The organism is Glycomyces tarimensis (assembly GCF_054776215.1).
In genome coordinates this window covers 92,359-110,643 of the sequence record NZ_BAAHCB010000002.1, presented here as the reverse complement: position 1 = coordinate 110,643, position 18,285 = coordinate 92,359, and the positions used below count along the sequence as shown (strand labels likewise).

The following is an 18,285-nucleotide window of genomic DNA, read 5'->3' as shown; positions in this document are numbered from 1 at the left end:
GCGTCCTATCGCAGGAGCGGCCAGGTGCCGTCCGCCGCCGGCGGGTCCGCGAACGTCTGGGCGCCCGGGGCGTCGACGTCCACGCCGCACAGCCCCGCGACCAGCAGGCCGCTGAGGGCCGCGCTGAACGCATCGGGATCGGTCTGGCCGTGCCAGTCGTCGACGTTCCAGGTGAACGTGACCTGACGTTCGCCGTCGAGCGAGTGGAACGAGTAGGTCAGGTGGCCCAGGCCCCCGCCGGTGTGGCCGACGACGCGGTCGTCGGCGCTGCAGCCGTACGTGCCGAGCAGGCCGAGGCCGTAGTCGTAGCCGATCTCGGTGTCGGTGAACGCCGTGGCCTCGGCGAGCTGCTCGTCGCTCAGGAGCGTGCCGTCGAGGAAGGCGTCGTAGAAGTCGTTGACGTCCTCCATCGTGGAGATGACCGCCCCGGCGGACCACAGCTGGCTGTTGGAGAGCTTCGTGGAGTCGACGTACGGATCGGCCGGTTCGCCGGTGGTCACGTAGGGCACCGGGTTGGGGCCCCAGACGCCGGAGGTGAATCCGAGCGGGAAATAGGTGTCGTGCAGCCCGGCCGGTGCGAAGACCCGCTCGCGCAGTTCATGGCCGATCCAGTGGCCGGTGACCTCCTGGATGACGAGCCCGACGGCGATGTACCCGGTGTTGGAGTACCGCCAGTCGGTGCCTGGTGCGAACAGCGGCGGGTCCTGGGTGCCGATCGCCACCAGCTCATGGGGCGAGAAGTAGTCCCGGTAGTGCTCGTAGAAGTCGGTCATGTCGCCGCTCTCGTAGAGCGAGGCGTACAGGTACGGGAAGTAGTCGGCCAGTCCGCCGGTGTGCTGCATGAGCTGGCGGAGAGTCGGCTCGTCCTCGTAGGGCAGGAGGTCAGGAAGGTGGTCGGAGACGGTGTCGTCGAGGTCGAGCGCGCCTTCGGCCTGGAGTTGCAGCATGACGACGGTGACCATCGATTTGGTGAGGCTGGCGATGCGGACGCGGTCGTCGGCCTTCGCATCGGCGTGTCCGTCCAAGCGTCGCGGCCCGATCGCCTCGGACCAGGTCTCGTCGCCGGAGCGGACCTCGATGACGACGGAGTGGTCGCCGGCCTTGTAGAAGTCTTCGAGCTTGGCCTCGAGCAGCTCGGTGTCGAGCTCGTCGCCGGCGGGTGGTGCGGCGTGCGCCGCGGCGGGCGCCGCGATGAGGCCGAGGGCCAGAGCCGCGGTGGGGAGTATGCGTTTCCTCATGGAGCCGAGCCTAGGGGCTCAAGGCGGCCGATAGCACCGCAATCTGAGGGAAATTCGGCTAAACCGGAGGGAGGAGGCGAAGCGGCCCGAGTCCTCCGGAGGGAGGAGGAGGGCTCATCTGCCGTCAAAATAGGCCGCCCCAGGCGGGGCGGCCTCAAGCCAGGAGAGGAAACCGGTGACGGCGGAGTCGGTCATCGCCAACTCGACCTCACCGGTCGAACTCTTACAGCGAAGGACGGCGACCTCCGATGGGAAGATCTGCGCCTCCGCTCCAGAGGGCTCTCGCCGCTCGGCTATCTGGAGGTCGGTGCGCGAGAGCGTGTACCGGGGGCCGAGGGCGAGGGAGAACATGCGGTACCAGCGCAGTGATCCGCTTTCGTACACCGCGAAGCCGGGGGCCCAGCCGCGCCCGGCCATGCGGCGCGAGAGCCTCGCGGCCATCGCGACCGCGCCGCGCTTGGAGATGATGGACCGCCGGACGTAGGTCAGCACCAGGAACACCGCGACGGCCGCTGCGAGAGCGGCGGCGATGAGCAGTGCTTCGACCATGGCTCAGGCCGCGGTCGGTTCGGCCGCTTCGGCGGTCTCGGCGAGGATGGTGACCCCGGTGGTGGTGACCGAGAGGAAGCCGCCGTCGACGTCCCAGGCGCGCTCGGCGTCGTCGGTCTTGATGCGGACCTGGCTGTTGCCCTGGAGCTCACCGAGCAGCGGCTGGTGACCGGGCAGGATGCCGAGTTCGCCTTCGGTGGTGCGGGCGTAGACCGCCGTCGCGTCGCCGGACCACACCTTCGACTCGACGGCTACGAGTTCGACGTTCAGTTGCTTGGCCACAACGCTCCTTAAAGCAAACTCCGAGGATGGTTACGGGAAGTCTAGACGGCGGGAGCGCCAACGTCGAATCCCCCACCCGCCCCGGACCGGAAGATCACCCTTGCGGAAGCGACGAGGCCCCCGGCTTTCGCCGAGGGCCTCGAGGTCGTCCGATCCGCTAGACGCGGGCGCGGCGGGCCAGGCGCTCGGGGTCCATGATGATGACGCTCTTGCCGTCCAGGCGCAGCCAACCGCGGCCGGCGAAGTCGGCGAGCGCCTTGTTGACCGTCTCGCGGGAGGCGCCGACGAGCTGCGCGAGCTCCTCCTGCGTCAGGTCGTGCGTGACGCGCAGGACGCCGCCGTCGCGCGTGCCGAAGCGGCTGGCCATGTGCAGCAGCGCCTTGGCGACGCGGCCGGGCACGTCGGTGAAGATCAGGTCGGCCATGGAGTCGTTGGTGCGGCGCAGGCGGCGGGCGATGACGCGGAGCAGCTGCTCGGCGATCTCGGGCCGGTTGGCCAGCCACGGCCGCAGCGCGGTCTTGGACAGCCGGGCCATGCGGGTGTCGGTGAGCGCGGTGGCGGTGGCGGTGCGCGGGCCGGGGTCGAACAGGGCGAGCTCGCCGACCATGTCCGAGGGGCCCATGACCGCGATCAGGTTCTGGCGGCCGTCGGCGGAACGGCGTCCGAGCTTCACCTTGCCGGACATGACGATGTAAAGACTGTCGCCCGGCTCGTTCTCGGTGAAGACGGTCTGGCCCTTGTTGACGTCGACGTACTCCATCTCTTTGATGAGCGACTCGACAGCTTCGGGGTCGACGCCCTTGAACAGGGCGGCCCTGGCCAATACATCTTCCATGTCCGTTCGCACCTTTCTTCAACGCACCGCTAGTGCAAGTACTGAGTCTATGCCTCTTGTCCGCATTGCGGGAGCGAGACCCCCGTAAATCCACATGCGCACCGTCGACGCCGAAATCGACATTCGTATCCCAATGACGAGTTCCGGCGCTTCCGAGTATCACAGCGTGAGCATTGACTCACGCAATGAGCAGGGGTTTTGCTCGTAAGCGGCAGTTGCGATCGGCGACGACCGGTACAGCCTACCGCTAATGTGACGCCACGCCCAACAGTGAGTTGACATCACATGAGTATGCGGCCGTGTCGGCGCGTCCCACCGATCCCGTAATGGGATCGCTCAGGTGCACGATCCGGTGTCGACCGCGCCGGAGGCGGAGCGGCCCTCGGCGAGGACCGGCGCCGTCTCGGCCATGGTGAGCGCGTACCCGGTCTCGGGGTCGTCGACCGCGGCCGCGAAGATCACGCCGAAGACCTCGCCGCTGGTGTTGAGCAGCGGCCCGCCGGAGTTGCCGCCGATGATGTGGGCGTAGAGCTGGTAGACGTCGCGGGTGACGGTGCCCGAGTCGTAGATGTCCGGGCCCGAGACCGTGCGCGCCTCGCGCACGCGCGCGGCGACCGGCGTGTACGGGCCGCCGCCGGGGTAGCCGACGACGATCGCGTCCTCCCCGGAGGAGGCCACCGTGTCGGTGATCGGCAGCACCGGGGCGTCCAGGCCGGGCACCGCCAGGACCGCGAGGTCCTTCTCCGGTTCGAAGACGACCACGTCGGCGTCGAGCAGGTCCCCGTCGGCCTCGACCCGCACCCGCTCGGTGCCGGCGACGACGTGCGCGTTGGTGACGACCAGGCCCTCGGCGTACACGAAGCTGGAGCCCTCGATCTGGCGGTCGCACTGGGGGGCCGAGCCGTGGACCTTGAGCACCGACGGCTCGGCGCCGGTGACGATGCCGGAGGCGGCGAGTTCGGGATCGGGCGGCTCGACCGGCCGCACCTGCGTCGGGTCGAGCCCGGAGAACACGTCCGGGATCTCGGAGGTGTTGAGCGACTCGCGCATCGACTCGTAGACGCCGTTGACGGCGTCGGGCATGTGCTCGTCGATCCCGACGACCAGGCTGGAGTTGCGGACGGCGGCGGCCACGGCCGGCATGGACGAGCTCGCGAGCGGCGCGGCGGCCATCCAGGTGACCAGGAGCACCGCCACGACCGAGACGACGGGACCGGCGAGCTGGTCGAGCCTCTTGGGGCCGCTGCGTCTGAGCCGCTTGCGCAGCTTGAAGCCGAGCGCGGTGGTGACGGCCTGCCCGCCGAGGGCGAGCACGAACACGACGACGAGCGCGGCGATGAGCTTGGCGAGCGGGTCGGCGTAGATGTCGGCGGCGAACGGGGCCAGCTGGACGCCGAGCAGCGCGCCGCCGAGGAAGCCGAGGAAGGTGCCCGCGGAGATGATGAAGCCCTGCCGGTAGCCGTTGATGGCGAACATCAGCGCGAGCAGGACGATGATCACGTCGACCAGCAGGCCGCCGTCGGTCGCCCCCATCGGTCCCTCCTCGCGTCTCGCTCAGCGGGTCAGAACCCTTCGAGCTCCAGCATCCGGCCAGTGTTCCATGGTCGGGCCCAACCGCCCAGGTCGAGCAGCCACGACAGTACTCCGGCGGTGAAGCCCCAGATCAGGGGAACGCCCGCGACGCGAAAGCCCGGTCCGGTGCGGCCCGACGGGTAGCGGACGGTGCCGCGGGACTCCGGATCGGCGAGCCGGTCGACGCTCACCTGGTGCGCGGCGGCGACCTCTCCGCCGTCGACGGGCGTCACCGCGTGCGGCACCGTCCACAGAGCCAGGACGGGGGTGACGGCGAAGCCCGAGACGGGGATCCAGATCGGCGGCAGCTCGGCGCCGACGGCGACGCTGGCCGGGTCGACCGCGCACTCCTCGGCGGCCTCCCGCAGCGCGGTGGCGGTCGCGTCGGCGTCGCCCGGGTCGGCGGCGCCGCCGGGGAAGGCGACCTCGCCGGGATGGTGGCGCAGCCCCGAGGCGCGCTGCTGGAGCAGCACCGACGGGCCCGAGCCGCGATCGCTGAGCAGCACCAGCACCGAGGCGGCGCGGGCGTCGTCGGGGGAGTGGCGCGGCGCCGACGACTTGGCGACGTGCGGCACCTCGGGGCCGCTCGCCTCGTGGGCGGCGGCGTTGAGCGCGTCCCACCACGGGGGCACGGCGGTGGCGACGTCCTGGCGCGACCGCGGCTCGGCGCTCACCGCAGCTCCAGACCGAACGCGGACTCGGCGGACTCGGCGAGGGACTCGGCGGTCACGCCCGGCTCGACGACGAGTTCGGCGACGGTCCCGTCCGGGGCGATGAACGCCACCCCCGGCAGCGCGGGCACGCCGAGCGCGGTCCGGACCTCCTCGTCGGCGTCGAACACCGAGGGGTAGGTCAGCGCGAAATCCTCGGCGAACCAGCGGCCCCGGTCGCGGGTGTCGGCGCTGTCGACGCCGAGCACGTCGACCTGATCGCCGTGCGAGCGCCAGAACGCCTCGACCTCGGGCGCCTCCTCGACGCACGGCCCGCACCAGCTGGCCCACAGGACGATCACCAGCGGACGGCCGCCCTGGACGCCGATCGCGGTCGGCGACTCGTCGCCCAGGCACGGCAGCTCCAGCTCGCCGATCGCCTCGACCGGCGCGGTGCCGGCCTCGCACGCCACCGACCAGCTCGGCTCGGCGCCGGAGGCCGCGGCGGTGGCGCCGTCCTCGCCGGCGGAGCCGCTCGTGCAGCCGGCCAGGACCAGCAGCATCGCCGCCGCCAGGCCGCCGAGCGCGGTCCTCATAGGTCCGCCTCGATGCCGGCGAGCTTCGCGAGCTCCTCGACGTTGTCGCCGCGCAGCAGCTTCACGGCCTCGGCCGGATCGGTCGGGCCCGTCCCGAACGACGGGCACTGCGCGGCGAGCGTGCACGCCCCGCAGGCCGGCTTGCGCGCGTTGCACACGCGCCTGCCGTGGAAGATGATCCGGTGGGCGTACATCGTCCACTCGCGCTTGTCGATGAGCTGCTGCAACTGGAACTCGAGCTTGACCGGGTCCTCGCCTTCGACGAGGCCGAGCCTGCCGTTCACGCGGATCATGTGGGTGTCGACCGGGATGCCGGGGATCCCGAACGCGTTGCCGAGGATCACGTTCGCGGTCTTGCGGCCGATCCCCGGCAGCTTGACGAGGTCCTCCATGCGCTGGGGCAGGCGGCCGTCGTGGTGCTCGACGAGGGCCCCCGCGAGCCCGATGATCGACTTGGTCTTGTTGCGGTAGAAGCCCGTCGGGCGGATGATCGCCTCGATGTCCTCGGGGTTCGCCTCGGCGTAGTCCTCGACCGTGCGGTACTTCGCGAACAGGGCCGGGGTCGTCATGTTCACCCGCACATCGGTGCACTGCGCCGACAGGATCGTGGCGACGGCCAGTTCCAGCGGGTCGGAGAAGTCGAGCTCGCACCTGGCATCCGGGTGGGCGGCGGCGAGCAGCCGGTCGATGACGCGAGCACGGCGCTTCCTGGCCAGGTCGCTCTCGGTTCCTTTGCGGGCGTCGGCGGCGGTCACCCCGCCATGTTACGCGGCATCCGCGCCCGGGCCGAATCCGTCCGAGGCGCCGTCGATCACGCCGGAGAGCCGCGCCGCCAACGCAGCAGGAGCGCGGCGGCCCCGAGGAGCGCGCCGCCCGCCGTGGTCACCGCCGCCGACCACATCGGCGCGACCTCCCCGGCGGCCGAGGCCTCGAGCGGGGGCGGCGGCAGGCGGTCCAGGTCGGCCCCCAGCGCCTCGCCCGCGTCCACCGTGCCCGCGCCCAGACCGTCCCCGCCCGCCTCGGCCGTCGCCGTCAGCAGATGGCGCACTTCGGCCGCGCTCAGCTCCGGATGCGCCGAGCGCACCAGCGCCGCCGCCCCCGATACGATCGCCGCCGCGAACGACGTGCCCGTCACCGTCTCGTGGCCGCCGCCCGGCGCGGGTGCGGTCAACCGCGCGCTCGGGGCGGCCAGGTCCGTCTCGGCGCCGGTGACCGCCGTGGGCCACCGCTGGCCCGAGCGGTCGACGCCCGTGACCGCCAGCACCTCCGACTCGCGGGCGGGGAACCACACGTCCTCGCCCGTCTCGCCGCTCGCCTGATTGCCCGTGCAGGCCACCACCAGGACGTCACGGCGTTCGGCGTAGTCGATCGCCTCGGCGAACTCCGGCGAGGCGTAGTGGCCGCCGAGCGAGAGGTTGACGACATCGGCGCCGTGGTCCACCGCCCACCTCACGGCGTCCCCCACCATCGCCGAGTCGTGGTACCGGTTCTCGTCGTCGAGCACCCGCACCGGCAGGATCGCCGCCCCCGGAGCGACGCCGGGGTGTCGGGCCGCGGCGCGGCCGGCGATGAGGCCCGCCACGGCGGTGCCGTGCCCGACCGGGTCGGCCTGCGCGAACGCCCGCTCGTACTCCGGCCCCGCACCGGCCCCGAGCGCGAGCAGCCGCGGCTCGGTGCCGGTGTCGCCCTCGACGTAGCTGCGGCCCGGCAGGACCTTCCCCTTCAGGTCCGGGTGATCGGCGTCCACACCGGAGTCGATGACGGCGACCGTCACACCCGACCCGGTCGAGGACGTCCAGGCGCGGTCGGCGCCGACGGCCAGCAGATGCCAGGCCAGGGCGGGCGACGCCCACGCCGACGTCGGCGCGATCAGTATGACCGCCAACAACGTCGAACCCAGGTATGCGATAGTGATGCGTGCAGTCCGGTCCCCCATGAGCATCGGATCGTTACACAGGGGGAGGGTCCGCATACGGGAATGACACGCGCTCGTCTTTATGGATTCGTTATTTTTGCCCTACTGACGGAAACTTGACAACAGCCTCGCGTTACGGTGACGATCGCGAGAGAACGCCGCGTTCACTCGTCGCTGCCCCATCGAGGACCGGTAGGGGGGAAGGGCTGAATGGGATCGATGTGGGAACCGAGTAACGAGATCGAGCACCGTCTTCGGGAAGCGCTCCGCGCTGATGACCAGGACGGATACTTCCGCATACTCTCCCAGATCGAGCTCGTCCTGCCATTGTCCTATGAGGACCCGAGTGGGCTGGGAGCCGACACCTGGGCCACCTGGACCACCGACGACCGCACGCACATCCTCGCCTTCACCTCCGAGACCGCCCTCTCCATGTGCCTGCGCGACAACGCCGGATCGTCCCGGCGCGTCCGATTCACCGCCCTGGCCGACGCCTGGCCCGACGACGAGTGGTGGCTGGCGGTCAACCCCGGCCTGCCGATCGAGGGATACCTCCCGGCATGGTTCGTGTCGCAGGTCGCGCAGGGCATGACGACGGTCCCGGCCGACTCCTCGCCGCCGCAGGCCGACCAGTCCTTCTCGTCGATGGCGCCCTCCGACCCCTTCGCCAACCCGATGGAGCCGGCCCCGCCGGTCCGCGAGAACAGCTTCATGCCCGCCGCCCCGCCCGTCCCCGACGTCCCGCCCGCACCGCGGCGCGCCCCGCACCCGAACGACGCGGCCTCCGGCGGGTACTCGACCGTCGCCGGCACCACCGAAGCCGGCCTGCCGCTGCGCCAACCGCCCCCGGGAGAGCCGGAGGGCCCCGCCCCCCAGCCGGACTCCTTCGGCGAGCGCGCCTACACCTCCGAGCCGCCGCAGGCGCCGTTCCCCGAGCAGCCGCAGTGGCCCAACGAGCAGGCCGACTGGCCCGACGCCCCCGACTGGCTGCGCGAGCAGCAGTCCGACCCGGCCTCGCTCCCGCAGCGCGAACCGGCCGAGCCCTACCAGCCGCAGCCGGATCCCTTCCAGTCGCAGCCCGGGATGTTCCAATCGCATCCGGGCACCGGCTCGCAGCCCGGTTCGCCGCAGCCCCAGCCCGGGGCGTACCAGCCCGAGCCGGGCTCCTACCAGCCCCAGCCGGGTTCCTACCAGCCCCAGCCGGGCTCGTACGCGCCGCCGCCCGAGCCGCAGCAGGCCGGAGCGCCCTCCGCCGAGGCGTTCGCGTCCATGTCGAGCGCCTTCGGCCGCAAACCGAGCCCGCAGGCCGAGCCCACGCCGCAGCGGGCCGAGCCGAGCCGGCCGGTCCCGGTCGAGCTGTCCGGCGCCGACGCCGAGCCGATCCTGGCCGACTCCGCCGCGAACGGCGACACGGCCGGATTCCTCCAAACGCTGCTGTGCACCTCGGTGATCCTCCCGGTCGGCGACCCCGACGCCACCGCCATCCGCGTCGGCGACGCCGCCTTCCGCTGGGCCTCGGACATCGTCGACGGCATCCACGGCATCACCGTCTACACCACGGTTGACCGCATGCGCGCCCGCGTCGGCGAGGACACCCCGTACACCGAGGTGCCCTTCGGCTGGCTCATCCAGCACTGGCCCGGAGTCGAGTACGCCCTCTACGTCAACCCCGGCACCGAGGTCGGCGCGAACATGTCCGGCCCCGAGATCGAGCCGCTCATCAAGTGGGCCGAGGCCAAGAACCTGCTCCGGCTCGCCGCCGAGATGGAACGCCGCCAGGCCGCCGAGGCCCGCGCCAAGGCCCCCTCGCAGCGCGTCAAGCCGGTGCTGTGGCAGAAGACCATCCCGCACCACCAGGTGCCGTTCTACCTCGAACGCGGCTACGACCGCGTCGGCGGCTTCGTCCACCCGGTGTCCGCGGTCGAACACCTGCGCACCCCCGCGCAGCTCTACCTCGCACTCGGCCTCATCCGCTCCTCGGAGGACTTCAGCCCCACCGACGACTCGGTGCACGTGCTCCGCTGGGCCGGCTACCGCACCGACCTGTACGTCCCGGCCCTCGGCGGCAACGACGACGCGACCGCCGAATCGCGCGGCGGCTGGATCGTCGAGCCCGGCCCGTTCCGCGGCGACGGCTACGCGCCGTCCGAATCGCCCGAGGACCGCATCCCCGAGCACAAGGTCGACTCCGTGCGGCTCCCGCACGGCGCGCAGATCCTCCGGATCGACTCGCGCGGCGAGGTCACCGAGGTCGCCGTGTTCGACTCCGACACCCGCGAGTGGGCGCCGGTCGACGGCGCCTACGGCGGCCCGGCCGCCATCGAGGCGCCCTCCGCACAGGCGCTCCCGTCCTCGTCCTCCGGCAACGGGCCGATGCAGTCCGGACCGATGGGCGAGGCCGCTCCCGGCTACGACGTCCCCGGCTACGAGAGCTCGGCGCTGGGCGACGCGTTCGGCCCCGACCCGTCCGAGGGCCACTACGACCTGGTGCGGCCGGCTCCCGACGACAGGGCCGCGTCCGCGCTCGACCACCGCGATTGGAAGGGGGCCTAGATGAGGGACGGCTACATCGCGCGCTGGAACGGCGCCGAGTACGACTCCAGCCCCGACGGCGCGCACGTCCGCCTGTACTCGCCGACCGGCGGGGACGGCTTCGTGCAGGTCGCCGAGGGTCGCTTCCGGCGCGGCGTGCCCGTCACCGAGCTCGACGACTTCTTCTATGTGCGCACGACCTGCACCTGGCGCGGCGAGCCGTTCATCGTGCTCGGCGAGTCGGGCGATTGGCTCCGCCTGGAGTACCGGGGCGGACGCAGCGACGTGGCCCGGAGCCTCGGCCTCGAGCCGTACGACAACGGCGTGTACCAGATCTGGGCCCCGCTGGGCGAGGTCAGCGACATCGCGGAGCAGTACCTCTAGAGCCCCGGCTCTCTCTCCGGCTCCGCAGGGTCCGCGAGCAGGCCTCTTCTCCACCGAAATCTGTCATGCGACCGCTTTCACGCGACTGCGGTTTTGCTGTATGCTTCTGTCAAACCCTTGAGAAAGCGTTTGCCGCTCCGCGGCCGGCGCTTGCGGAGCCGTAAATTGACATAGTCATTGTCTGGAGCAGACCCCTATGACAGAACGAATTTCCGTCGGCATCGCCCTGAACGGCGTCACCGGGCGCATGGGATACCGCCAGCACCTGGTGCGCTCGCTGCTCGCCATCCGCGAGCAGGGCGGCGTCGAGCGCGCGGACGGATCGGTGATCTGGCCCGAGCTCACCCTGGTCGGCCGCAACGCCGACAAGCTCGCCGAGATCGCCGAGCGCCACGGCATCGACCGGTACACCACGAGCCTCGACGAGGCGCTCGCCGATGCGAGCGTCGACATCTACTTCGACGCCCTCACCACGCAGCACCGCCTCGCCGCCGTGAACGCCGCGATCAAGGCCGGCAAGCACGTCTACACCGAGAAGCCCATCGCGACGAACCTGGACGACGCCCTCAACCTGGCCCGCGCCGCCCGCGACGCCGGTATCAAGAACGGCGCCGTGGCCGACAAGCTCTACCTCCCGGGTCTGCGCAAGCTCAAGCGGCTGCTCGACTCCGGGTTCTTCGGGCGCGTGCTGTCGGTCCGCGGCGAGTTCGGCTACTGGGTCTTCGAGGGCGACTGGCAGGACGCGCAGCGCCCCTCCTGGAACTACCGCGCCGAAGACGGCGGCGGCATGGTCCTCGACATGTTCCCCCACTGGTCCTACGTCTTCGAGGGGACGTTGGCCCCCATCAAGTCCGTGACCGCCCACGTGACCACCCACATCCCCGAGCGCTTCGACGAACAGGGCAAGTCCTACGCCGCCACGGCCGACGACGCCGCGTACGCGATCTTCGAGCTCACCGACGGCACCGTCGTGCAGATGAACTCGTCCTGGTGCACCCGCGTCGACCGCGAGGAGCTCGTCGAGTTCCACGTGGACGGCACCGAGGGCTCGGCCATCGCCGGGCTGCGCAAATGCCGCGCCCAGCATCGCGCCCACACCCCCAAGCCGGTGTGGAACCCCGACATCGACCAGCCGATCGCCTTCCGCGAGCAGTGGCACCAGGTGCCGGACAACGACGACTTCGACAACGGCTTCAAGCTCCAGTGGGAGGAGTTCCTGCGCCACGTCGTCGACGACGCACCGTGGCACCACGACTTCCTCGCCGCCGCCCGCGGCGTGCAACTGGCCGAGGCCGGCTACCGCTCCGCCCTCGAAGGGCGCCGGATCGAACTCGAGGAGCTCGAGCTGTGAGCCGCCGGTTCCACTCCCGCGTGATCTACTCGGCGGCGCACGTCGTCGCCGACCCGCTCGCCGACAACGGGCCCGGCCGCCCGGCGACCGTCGACTGGGACGCGACCATCCGCTACCGCCGCCACCTGTGGGACCTCGGCCTGGGCGTCGCCGACGCGATGGACACCGCCCAGCGCGGCATGGGCCTGGACTGGGAGGCGACCAAGGAGCTCATCCGCCGCTCCGCCGAGGCCGCCGGCCCCGACGACCTCCTGGCCTGCGGCGTCGGCACCGACCTGCTCCCCGCAGCGCCGACGACCCTCGACGAGATCAAGGCCACCTACCTCGACCAGCTGTCCGTGGTCGAGGACGCCGGAGCCGGCACCATCCTCATGTGCTCGCGCGCGATGGCGGCCACCGCCAAGAGCCCCGACGACTACAAGCAGCTCTACGCCGAGCTCCTGCACGAAGTGAGCGGCAAGGCGATCCTCCACTGGCTCGGCCCCATGTTCGACCCGGCCCTCGATGGCTACTGGGGATCGAGCGACCTGGACGAGGCCGCCGACACCTTCGTGGAGATCATCACCGAGAACGCCTCCAAGATCGACGGCATCAAGATGAGCCTGCTCGACGCCGACGCCGAGATCGCCCTGCGCCGCAGGCTCCCCGAGGGCGTGCGCTGCTACACCGGCGACGACTTCAACTACCCGCGGCTCATCGCCGGAGACGATCAAGGCCACTCCGACGCGCTCCTGGGCATCTTCGACCCGCTCGCACCGCTCGCGGCCAAGGCCGTCAAGCGCCTGGACGACAATGACCCGGACGGCTTCCGCGCGATCCTCGATCCCACGGTCGACCTGGCACGCAAGGTCTTCGAGCGACCGACCTTCAACTACAAGACCGGCGTGGTGTTCCTCGCGTGGCTCTGCGGCCACCAAGACCACTTCAAGATGGTCGGCGGCCTCGAAGCGGCCCGCTCGATCACGCACCTGACCGAGGTCTACGACCTCGCCGAAGCCGTCGGGCTGTTCCCCGACGCGAACCTCGCGGCCGAGCGCTTCGACGCCCTGCTGAAGGTGGCCGGGCAGCCCCCGCGGGGACGCCGATGAGCACCGTCCTCGAACGCTTCTCGTTCAACCACGCCACCGCCAAGCTCTGGGATCAGCGCGAGGCCATCGAGGCGTGCGCCCGCACCGGCTCGGGCATCGGCCTGTGGCGCGAGCCCGTCGCCGAGCAGGGCTTGGCAGCCACCGCCAAGCAGGTCCGCGACGCCGGAGTGGCCGTGACCAGCCTGTGCCGCGGCGGCTTCTTCACCGACCCCACCCCGCAGGCGATCGTCGAGAACAAGCGCGCCATCGACGAGACGGCCGAGCTCGGGGCGCCCGCGCTCGTCCTCGTCTCCGGTCCGATCCCCGAGGGCGGCACCCTCGACAGCGCCCGTGAGGGCGTCGCCGAGGCCCTCGCGCTGCTCGCCCCCTACGCGGCCGAGCGGGGCGTGACCCTCGCCATCGAACCGCTCCACCCGATGTTCGCCTCCGACCGGTGCGTCGTCTCCACCCTCGGGCAGGCCCTCGACCTGGCGGAACCACACCCGGCCGAAGCCGTCGGCGTCGTCGTGGACACCTACCACATCTGGTGGGACCCGAACGTCTGGAACGACATCGCCCGAGCCGGAGCCGAAGGCCGCATCGCCTCGTTCCAGCTCGCCGACTGGATCACTCCGCTGCCCGCCGGCGTCCTCACCGGCCGAGGCCAACTCGGCGACGGCTGCATAGAGATGCGCCGTTACCAGGAAGCCGTCGATGCGACCGGTTTCGACGGCCCCATCGAAGTCGAGCTGTTCAATGACGACCTGTGGGCCAGGCCCGGGCACGAAGTGTTCGAGGAGACGCGCGCGGCATTCGAGCGCGTGCTCTCCTGAGCGGCGACAGCCGGTAGCCGGTCCTCGGCACCGACGGGCTCGCAGCCAGTGGTGGGCAGGGGTCGGCCGGCTAGCCCCCGAAGCCTGGTCCTGCCCACCGGTTCCTGCATCGGCGCTCGCGGCCGGGCCCTCGGGCCCTGCGGGCCCGGCCGCTCGCGCTTACTCCCGGGAGTCTGGCGGAGGTGCCGCGGCGCGGGACGCTATCCCGCGCTGCGAACTTCCGGCGATCCGCGGTCTGACCCCCACTGACCGCCTACCTACACCAAAACTCCGGCCAGCGTTACACAGAAGCGCAACACACTCAAGGAATGTTTTTCCCGCCTGTGGACAACTGCTGTGGATATTGCTGTTGTCGCTGGTAGTGGGCTTGTGATCGGAGGGATGGAATGGTCACGGGTGCTCTTTGCCATGTGGATATCCGCATAGGGGGCGGCGGATCACCCTTGACCGTGGACTTCCGCCCGGGCTCAGCCCAGGTCACTCGTCGATGAAGTCGTCACGGTCGTTCAACGGGCGCGACCGGTCTTCCTCGGTCGCCTCGCGGTGGTCGGCGTACGTCGCGTACACCACCAGGTTCTCGGTGTAGTCGCCCACCTCGCGGTCGAACCGGCCGCCGCAGGTGATGAGCCGCAGCACCGGTTCGCGCTCGATCCCGAAGACCTCCTCGTACGGCAGCTCCTCCTTCGGATACGACTCCACCTTGGTCACCTCGTAGGCCACGACGATGCCGTCCTCACGGGTCAGTTCGATCCGGTCGCCGTCATCGAGGCTCTGCAGCCCGAAGAACACCGCCGGGCCGCTGAGCTCGGTGTCGACGTGCCCCAGCAGCACCGTCGGCCCGAACTCGCCCGGGCTCGAACCGTCTTCGAACCAGCCGGCCACGTGCGGCTGCGACAGCGGCGGCACCTCGAACTCGCCTTGGCGGCTCATCCCCAGGTCCACCAGCGGCGCGTGCAGTCCCACCGCCTCCGCGTCCACCCGGAGCGGCTCCGAACGGTCCAGCCAGTCATCGGCGTCCACCGCGTACACCTGATCGCCCGCCGGGCGCTCCGTCCAGTCGGGCCAGCGCAAGGTCGGTACGGGCGTGAGCCCGCCGAGGACCAGGCCGAGGCCGCCGGCGAGCAGCATCGCCAGCGCGACGGCGACACCGGGCCGGCGTGCCGGTCCCGGCCGGTGGTCGCTGTCCGTGCGGCCCATCGGCTCAGGTGGTGATCTTGCTGCGGTGCCTCAGGAACCACAGCCCGGTGAGGGCCACGACCACCGCCGCCGCCCCGGTGAGCGCGATCGCGGCGGTCGGGTCGGTCGCCGTGGAGCCCGAACCGGTCTTCGCGCCGGAGCCGTCGGTGACGTTCAGCAGCGCCGCCGCCGTGTCCTCGCCGCATGTGACGGCGACCGAGTAGGTGCCGGTCGGCCACTCGTTCGGCACCACGAACGTGCCCTTCGCCTGCTCGTGTTCGGTCGGCATGTCCACGCTCAGGTCGGTGCCCTCGACCGCCGCGGTGGCCGATTGCGCGCAGCTCGCGGCGATGATCGTTACGGTGGTTCCGGCGGTCGCCGTCGTCGGTGTGAGCGTCACGGTGACGGCCGCGTTCGCGGGGGCGGTGGAGGCGATCGCCAGGCCCGTCGCCAGCGCCGCCGCCGCGGCGAGTCTCCTGAGTGCCTGCAACATGGGTTTCCTCCCGGTCGTCCCGGCGCGCCGTGGCGCCGGAGTCCCATGTCGACTACCGTAATCGCAGCGCGGAGCCTCCGATCGCTATTCGAGGAAAATTCGGGATGCTCTCCGGGGTGGAGAACATCGTTGTGATCTGCGACGATAGGGGCATGAAGCTTCCCGGGAGCGGCCTTGTCAGCGGCCTCGCCGCGACGGCGCGCACTGCCACGCGCCGCGCCGTTACCAGCCAGTACCCCGAGCACGAGCCGGAGCTGCCCGAGCGCACCAGGGGCGTGATCGCCCTGCACGAGACGAACTGCACCTCGTGCATGCTGTGCGCGCGCGAGTGCCCCGACTGGTGCATCTACATCGATTCGCACAAGGAGACCGTCGAGGTCGAGGGCGCGGCCCGCCCGCGCCAGGTGAACGTCCTCGACCGCTTCGACATCGACTTCTCGCTGTGCATGTACTGCGGCATCTGCGTGGACGTGTGCCCGTTCGACGCGCTGTTCTGGGCCCCCGATTTCGCCTACGCCGAGGGCGACATCCGCGATCTGCTCCACGACAAGGAGCACCTGGGGGAGTGGATGGAGCGCGTCCCGGCGTCATCGCTGCCGCAGGGAGCGGGGGAGGAATGACGCTTGCCGACGTCCTGCTGCTGGCCTTCGGGCTGCTCGCGATCGGGGCCGCTCTCGCGGTGGTGACCACGAGGCGGATCGTGCGCGCCGGTCTGTGGCTCGCGGTCGCGTTCGCCGGGATCGCGGGGGCGGCCCTGGTGCTCACCGCCGAGTTCCTCGCGTGGGTGCTCGTGCTGATCTACGTCGGCGCGATCGTGGTGCTGCTGCTGTTCGCGACGATGCTCACGAAGGCCCCGACTGACGCCTCGGACGAGCTGGACCGGGGCCGTGCGCCCGGCGCGGTCATCGCCGGGGGCGTCGGACTGGGTCTCGCGGCGGTCTTCGTCGGCGCGTTCGGTTGGACGAGCGTCGGCCTGGGGGAGCGCGAACGCGGGGACGCGGCCGCCATGGGCGAGGAGATCTTCGCGAACTGGGTGCTGCCGTTCGAGGTGCTCTCGCTGCTCTTGCTGGCCGCGCTCGTCGGCGCGATCGTGGTCTCCACGCGCGACGCGGCGGGTCGCGATCATCGGACGAAGGCTCACTAGCCGCGCGGTAAGCTACGGTTCATGATCTCACCGATTTTCGCACTGGCCGACGAGTACATCACCTCGTTCGCCCGGCTGCACCCTATGGCGGCGGGCTCGCTCGGCATCAAGGGCGACTTCGGCGTCGCCTCCGACCTGGGGCCGGACGCCGAGGCCGAGCGCGCGAAGCTGGCGCGCGACACGCTCGCCCGCCTGCGGGCACTGGCGTCGACCGGCGCGGCCGACGATCTCGCGCGCCTGCACATGGCCGAGCGTCTGGAGTCGCAGCTCGCGCTCTTCGACGCCGGCGAGTGGCGCCGCGCGCTGCGCGTGCCGTACGGCCTCATCCAGAGCCTGTGCTCGTATGTCGACCTCGCGCCGAGGGGCACCGAGGAGCAGTGGCGCACCACCGTAGCGCGCATCCGGGCGATCCCGGAGATGCTCGCGACGTGGCGCCGGACGATGAACGCCGGGATCGAGGCCGGGCAGACCGTCGCGGTCCGCCAGGCGCTCGAGGGTGCCAAGCAGGCCCGCCGCAACGCCGAGTCGCGCGTGTTCGACAAGCACGTGCGGGCCTACGGCGACGGACGCCAGGCCGGCGATCTCGCCGAGGCGGCCGAGGCGGCCTACGCCGCGTTCGCGGCCACCGCCGAGTACCTTGAGACCCACTACGCGCCCCACGCGGTCCCGGGCGACGGCGTCGGCGAGGAGCGTTATCTGCTCCACGCCCGCGGCACGCTCGGCGCGAAGCTCGACCCGCGCGACGCCTACGACTGGGGCTGGGAGGAGCTGCGCCGCGTCGAGGCCGAGATGGCCGCCGAGGCCGGCAAGATCCTGCCGGGCGCGAGCCTCGAGGAGGTCTCCGACCATCTCGACGCCGCCGCGATCACCGATCACGGCGCCTACCTGGCGTGGTTGCGGGAGCGGCACCAGTCCGCGCTCGAGGCGCTCGACGGTGTCCACTTCGACATCGACCCGCGCCTGATGCGGCTCGACGTCGAGCTCGTCCACGGCTCCTCGGCCGGGTCGCCGTACTACACCGGCCCGAGTGAGGACCTCACACGGCCGGGTCGCACCTGGTGGCCGGTGGCCGAGCGCGAGCGGTTCGCGGTCTGGCGCGAGCTCACCACCGTCTTCCACGAGGGCGTCCCGGGCCACCACCTCCAGATCGGGCAGGCGAAGCTCGCCGGCGACGGCCTGAGCCGCTTCGCGAAGGTGTCCGGCTCGCTGTCGGGCCACTCCGAGGGCTGGGCGCTGTACGCCGAGCGGCTCGCCGACGACCTCGGTTGGCACGCCGACCCGGGAACGCGCCTGGGCATGCTCAAGGCCTCGGCGATGCGCGCGGCCCGCGTCGTCATCGACATCGGCTGGCACCTGGACCTGCCGCTGCCCGAATCGGAGGCGAAGCGGCACGGCGAGCGGTGGAACTTCGACGTGGCCCTCGAGGTGCTGCGCGAGCGCGGCGGCATAGCGCCGCACCGCGGTCACGCCGAGATCGTGCGCTACGCCGGCTGGCCGGCCCAGGCGATCTGCTACAAGCTCGGCGAACGCGCCTGGACGGCCGCCCGCGACGAGGCCAAGGCCGCCGCCGGGGCCGCCTTCGACCTGAAGGCCTGGCACACCAAGGCCCTGAATCTCGGCCCGATCGGCCTCGACAACCTCGCCGCGGTCATGCGCGGGTAAGGCGTG

Annotated in this window: 19 protein-coding genes; 8 read left to right on the top strand and 11 right to left on the bottom strand. The window is 71.3% G+C overall.

Going from position 1 to position 18,285, the window contains the following annotated elements:
• Positions 1-5: 5 nt before the first annotated feature.
• The 9 genes from ACYVK3_RS02615 to ACYVK3_RS02575 form a co-directional block, all read right to left on the bottom strand.
• Complete coding sequence (locus ACYVK3_RS02615; RefSeq protein ID WP_460495701.1) at positions 6-1,238, bottom strand: serine hydrolase domain-containing protein; 1,233 nt, start codon at positions 1,236-1,238, stop codon at positions 6-8.
• 114 nt (positions 1,239-1,352) lie between these two features.
• Positions 1,353-1,787: a DUF2550 domain-containing protein gene (locus ACYVK3_RS02610; RefSeq protein WP_460495700.1), complete on the bottom strand. Its 435-nt coding sequence runs from the start codon at positions 1,785-1,787 to the stop codon at positions 1,353-1,355.
• 3 nt (positions 1,788-1,790) lie between these two features.
• Positions 1,791-2,069 carry a F0F1 ATP synthase subunit epsilon gene (locus ACYVK3_RS02605; RefSeq protein ID WP_460495699.1) on the bottom strand — a complete coding sequence of 93 codons (279 nt, stop codon included), beginning with the start codon at positions 2,067-2,069 and terminating at the stop codon, positions 1,791-1,793.
• A gap of 157 nt (positions 2,070-2,226) precedes the next feature.
• A complete protein-coding gene (locus ACYVK3_RS02600; RefSeq protein WP_026924818.1) occupies positions 2,227-2,904 on the bottom strand; it encodes a Crp/Fnr family transcriptional regulator in 678 nt (225 codons plus the stop codon).
• Positions 2,905-3,240: 336 nt separating this feature from the next.
• On the bottom strand, positions 3,241-4,437 hold the full coding sequence (locus ACYVK3_RS02595; RefSeq protein WP_460495698.1) for a MarP family serine protease: 1,197 nt from the start codon (positions 4,435-4,437) through the stop codon (positions 3,241-3,243).
• Between the two features lie 29 nt (positions 4,438-4,466).
• Entirely contained in the window at positions 4,467-5,150 is a 684-nt protein-coding gene (locus ACYVK3_RS02590) for an NUDIX hydrolase (RefSeq protein WP_460495697.1), read from the bottom strand.
• Positions 5,147-5,722: a TlpA family protein disulfide reductase gene (locus ACYVK3_RS02585; RefSeq protein WP_460495696.1), complete on the bottom strand. Its 576-nt coding sequence runs from the start codon at positions 5,720-5,722 to the stop codon at positions 5,147-5,149. The genes ACYVK3_RS02590 and ACYVK3_RS02585 overlap by 4 nt, the downstream gene beginning before the upstream one ends.
• Positions 5,719-6,477, bottom strand: coding sequence for an endonuclease III domain-containing protein (gene nth, locus ACYVK3_RS02580; protein ID WP_460495695.1), 759 nt, complete (start codon positions 6,475-6,477; stop codon positions 5,719-5,721). The genes ACYVK3_RS02585 and nth overlap by 4 nt, the downstream gene beginning before the upstream one ends.
• Positions 6,478-6,533: 56 nt before the next feature.
• The gene (locus ACYVK3_RS02575) at positions 6,534-7,607 is read right to left on the bottom strand and encodes a S8 family serine peptidase (RefSeq protein WP_460495694.1); all 1,074 of its coding nucleotides are present in this window, start codon (positions 7,605-7,607) and stop codon (positions 6,534-6,536) included.
• Between the two features lie 249 nt (positions 7,608-7,856).
• On the opposite strand from ACYVK3_RS02575, the gene ACYVK3_RS02570 reads away from it, so the two are divergent.
• The 5 genes from ACYVK3_RS02570 (at position 7,857) to ACYVK3_RS02550 (ending at position 13,804) form a co-directional block, all read left to right on the top strand.
• The gene (locus tag ACYVK3_RS02570; RefSeq protein WP_460495693.1) at positions 7,857-10,190 is read left to right on the top strand and encodes an SseB family protein; all 2,334 of its coding nucleotides are present in this window, start codon (positions 7,857-7,859) and stop codon (positions 10,188-10,190) included.
• On the top strand, positions 10,191-10,553 hold the full coding sequence (locus tag ACYVK3_RS02565) for a hypothetical protein (RefSeq protein ID WP_460495692.1): 363 nt from the start codon (positions 10,191-10,193) through the stop codon (positions 10,551-10,553).
• Positions 10,554-10,749: 196 nt separating this feature from the next.
• On the top strand, positions 10,750-11,904 hold the full coding sequence (locus ACYVK3_RS02560) for a Gfo/Idh/MocA family protein (protein ID WP_460495691.1): 1,155 nt from the start codon (positions 10,750-10,752) through the stop codon (positions 11,902-11,904).
• Entirely contained in the window at positions 11,901-12,992 is a 1,092-nt protein-coding gene (locus tag ACYVK3_RS02555) for a dihydrodipicolinate synthase family protein (protein WP_460495690.1), read from the top strand. Before ACYVK3_RS02560 ends, ACYVK3_RS02555 begins: the two co-directional genes overlap by 4 nt.
• The gene (locus tag ACYVK3_RS02550) at positions 12,989-13,804 is read left to right on the top strand and encodes a sugar phosphate isomerase/epimerase family protein (protein ID WP_460495689.1); all 816 of its coding nucleotides are present in this window, start codon (positions 12,989-12,991) and stop codon (positions 13,802-13,804) included. The genes ACYVK3_RS02555 and ACYVK3_RS02550 overlap by 4 nt, the downstream gene beginning before the upstream one ends.
• Before the next feature lie 477 nt (positions 13,805-14,281).
• Here the strand turns inward: ACYVK3_RS02550 and ACYVK3_RS02545 are convergent, their stop codons facing one another.
• Together ACYVK3_RS02545 and ACYVK3_RS02540 are read right to left on the bottom strand one after the other, a co-directional pair.
• Entirely contained in the window at positions 14,282-15,001 is a 720-nt protein-coding gene (locus ACYVK3_RS02545; RefSeq protein WP_460495688.1) for a class F sortase, read from the bottom strand.
• 4 nt (positions 15,002-15,005) lie between these two features.
• Positions 15,006-15,473, bottom strand: a complete 468-nt coding sequence (locus ACYVK3_RS02540) for a hypothetical protein (RefSeq protein WP_460495687.1) — start codon at positions 15,471-15,473, stop codon at positions 15,006-15,008.
• A 152-nt stretch (positions 15,474-15,625) separates the two neighbouring features.
• On the opposite strand from ACYVK3_RS02540, the gene ACYVK3_RS02535 reads away from it, so the two are divergent.
• The 3 genes from ACYVK3_RS02535 to ACYVK3_RS02525 are packed head-to-tail and all read left to right on the top strand — an operon-like array spanning position 15,626 to position 18,279.
• Positions 15,626-16,093, top strand: a complete 468-nt coding sequence (locus ACYVK3_RS02535; RefSeq protein WP_460495686.1) for a 4Fe-4S binding protein — start codon at positions 15,626-15,628, stop codon at positions 16,091-16,093.
• The gene (locus ACYVK3_RS02530) at positions 16,090-16,617 is read left to right on the top strand and encodes an NADH-quinone oxidoreductase subunit J family protein (RefSeq protein WP_460495685.1); all 528 of its coding nucleotides are present in this window, start codon (positions 16,090-16,092) and stop codon (positions 16,615-16,617) included. The genes ACYVK3_RS02535 and ACYVK3_RS02530 overlap by 4 nt, the downstream gene beginning before the upstream one ends.
• Positions 16,618-16,638: 21 nt before the next feature.
• Positions 16,639-18,279, top strand: a complete 1,641-nt coding sequence (locus tag ACYVK3_RS02525) for a DUF885 domain-containing protein (protein WP_460495684.1) — start codon at positions 16,639-16,641, stop codon at positions 18,277-18,279.
• The last annotated feature ends 6 nt before the right edge of the window (positions 18,280-18,285 follow it).

Coding starts and splice junctions, on each gene's coding strand:
- ACYVK3_RS02525 (WP_460495684.1), top strand. CDS start 16,639: ATGATCTCACCGATTTTCGCACTGGCCGACGAGTACATCACCTCGTTC.
- ACYVK3_RS02545 (WP_460495688.1), bottom strand. CDS start 15,001: ATGGGCCGCACGGACAGCGACCACCGGCCGGGACCGGCACGCCGGCCC.
- ACYVK3_RS02615 (WP_460495701.1), bottom strand. CDS start 1,238: ATGAGGAAACGCATACTCCCCACCGCGGCTCTGGCCCTCGGCCTCATC.
- ACYVK3_RS02530 (WP_460495685.1), top strand. CDS start 16,090: ATGACGCTTGCCGACGTCCTGCTGCTGGCCTTCGGGCTGCTCGCGATC.
- ACYVK3_RS02550 (WP_460495689.1), top strand. CDS start 12,989: ATGAGCACCGTCCTCGAACGCTTCTCGTTCAACCACGCCACCGCCAAG.
- ACYVK3_RS02535 (WP_460495686.1), top strand. CDS start 15,626: ATGAAGCTTCCCGGGAGCGGCCTTGTCAGCGGCCTCGCCGCGACGGCG.
- ACYVK3_RS02560 (WP_460495691.1), top strand. CDS start 10,750: ATGACAGAACGAATTTCCGTCGGCATCGCCCTGAACGGCGTCACCGGG.
- ACYVK3_RS02595 (WP_460495698.1), bottom strand. CDS start 4,437: ATGGGGGCGACCGACGGCGGCCTGCTGGTCGACGTGATCATCGTCCTG.
- ACYVK3_RS02600 (WP_026924818.1), bottom strand. CDS start 2,904: ATGGAAGATGTATTGGCCAGGGCCGCCCTGTTCAAGGGCGTCGACCCC.
- ACYVK3_RS02540 (WP_460495687.1), bottom strand. CDS start 15,473: ATGTTGCAGGCACTCAGGAGACTCGCCGCGGCGGCGGCGCTGGCGACG.
- ACYVK3_RS02565 (WP_460495692.1), top strand. CDS start 10,191: ATGAGGGACGGCTACATCGCGCGCTGGAACGGCGCCGAGTACGACTCC.
- ACYVK3_RS02585 (WP_460495696.1), bottom strand. CDS start 5,722: ATGAGGACCGCGCTCGGCGGCCTGGCGGCGGCGATGCTGCTGGTCCTG.
- ACYVK3_RS02610 (WP_460495700.1), bottom strand. CDS start 1,787: ATGGTCGAAGCACTGCTCATCGCCGCCGCTCTCGCAGCGGCCGTCGCG.
- ACYVK3_RS02570 (WP_460495693.1), top strand. CDS start 7,857: ATGTGGGAACCGAGTAACGAGATCGAGCACCGTCTTCGGGAAGCGCTC.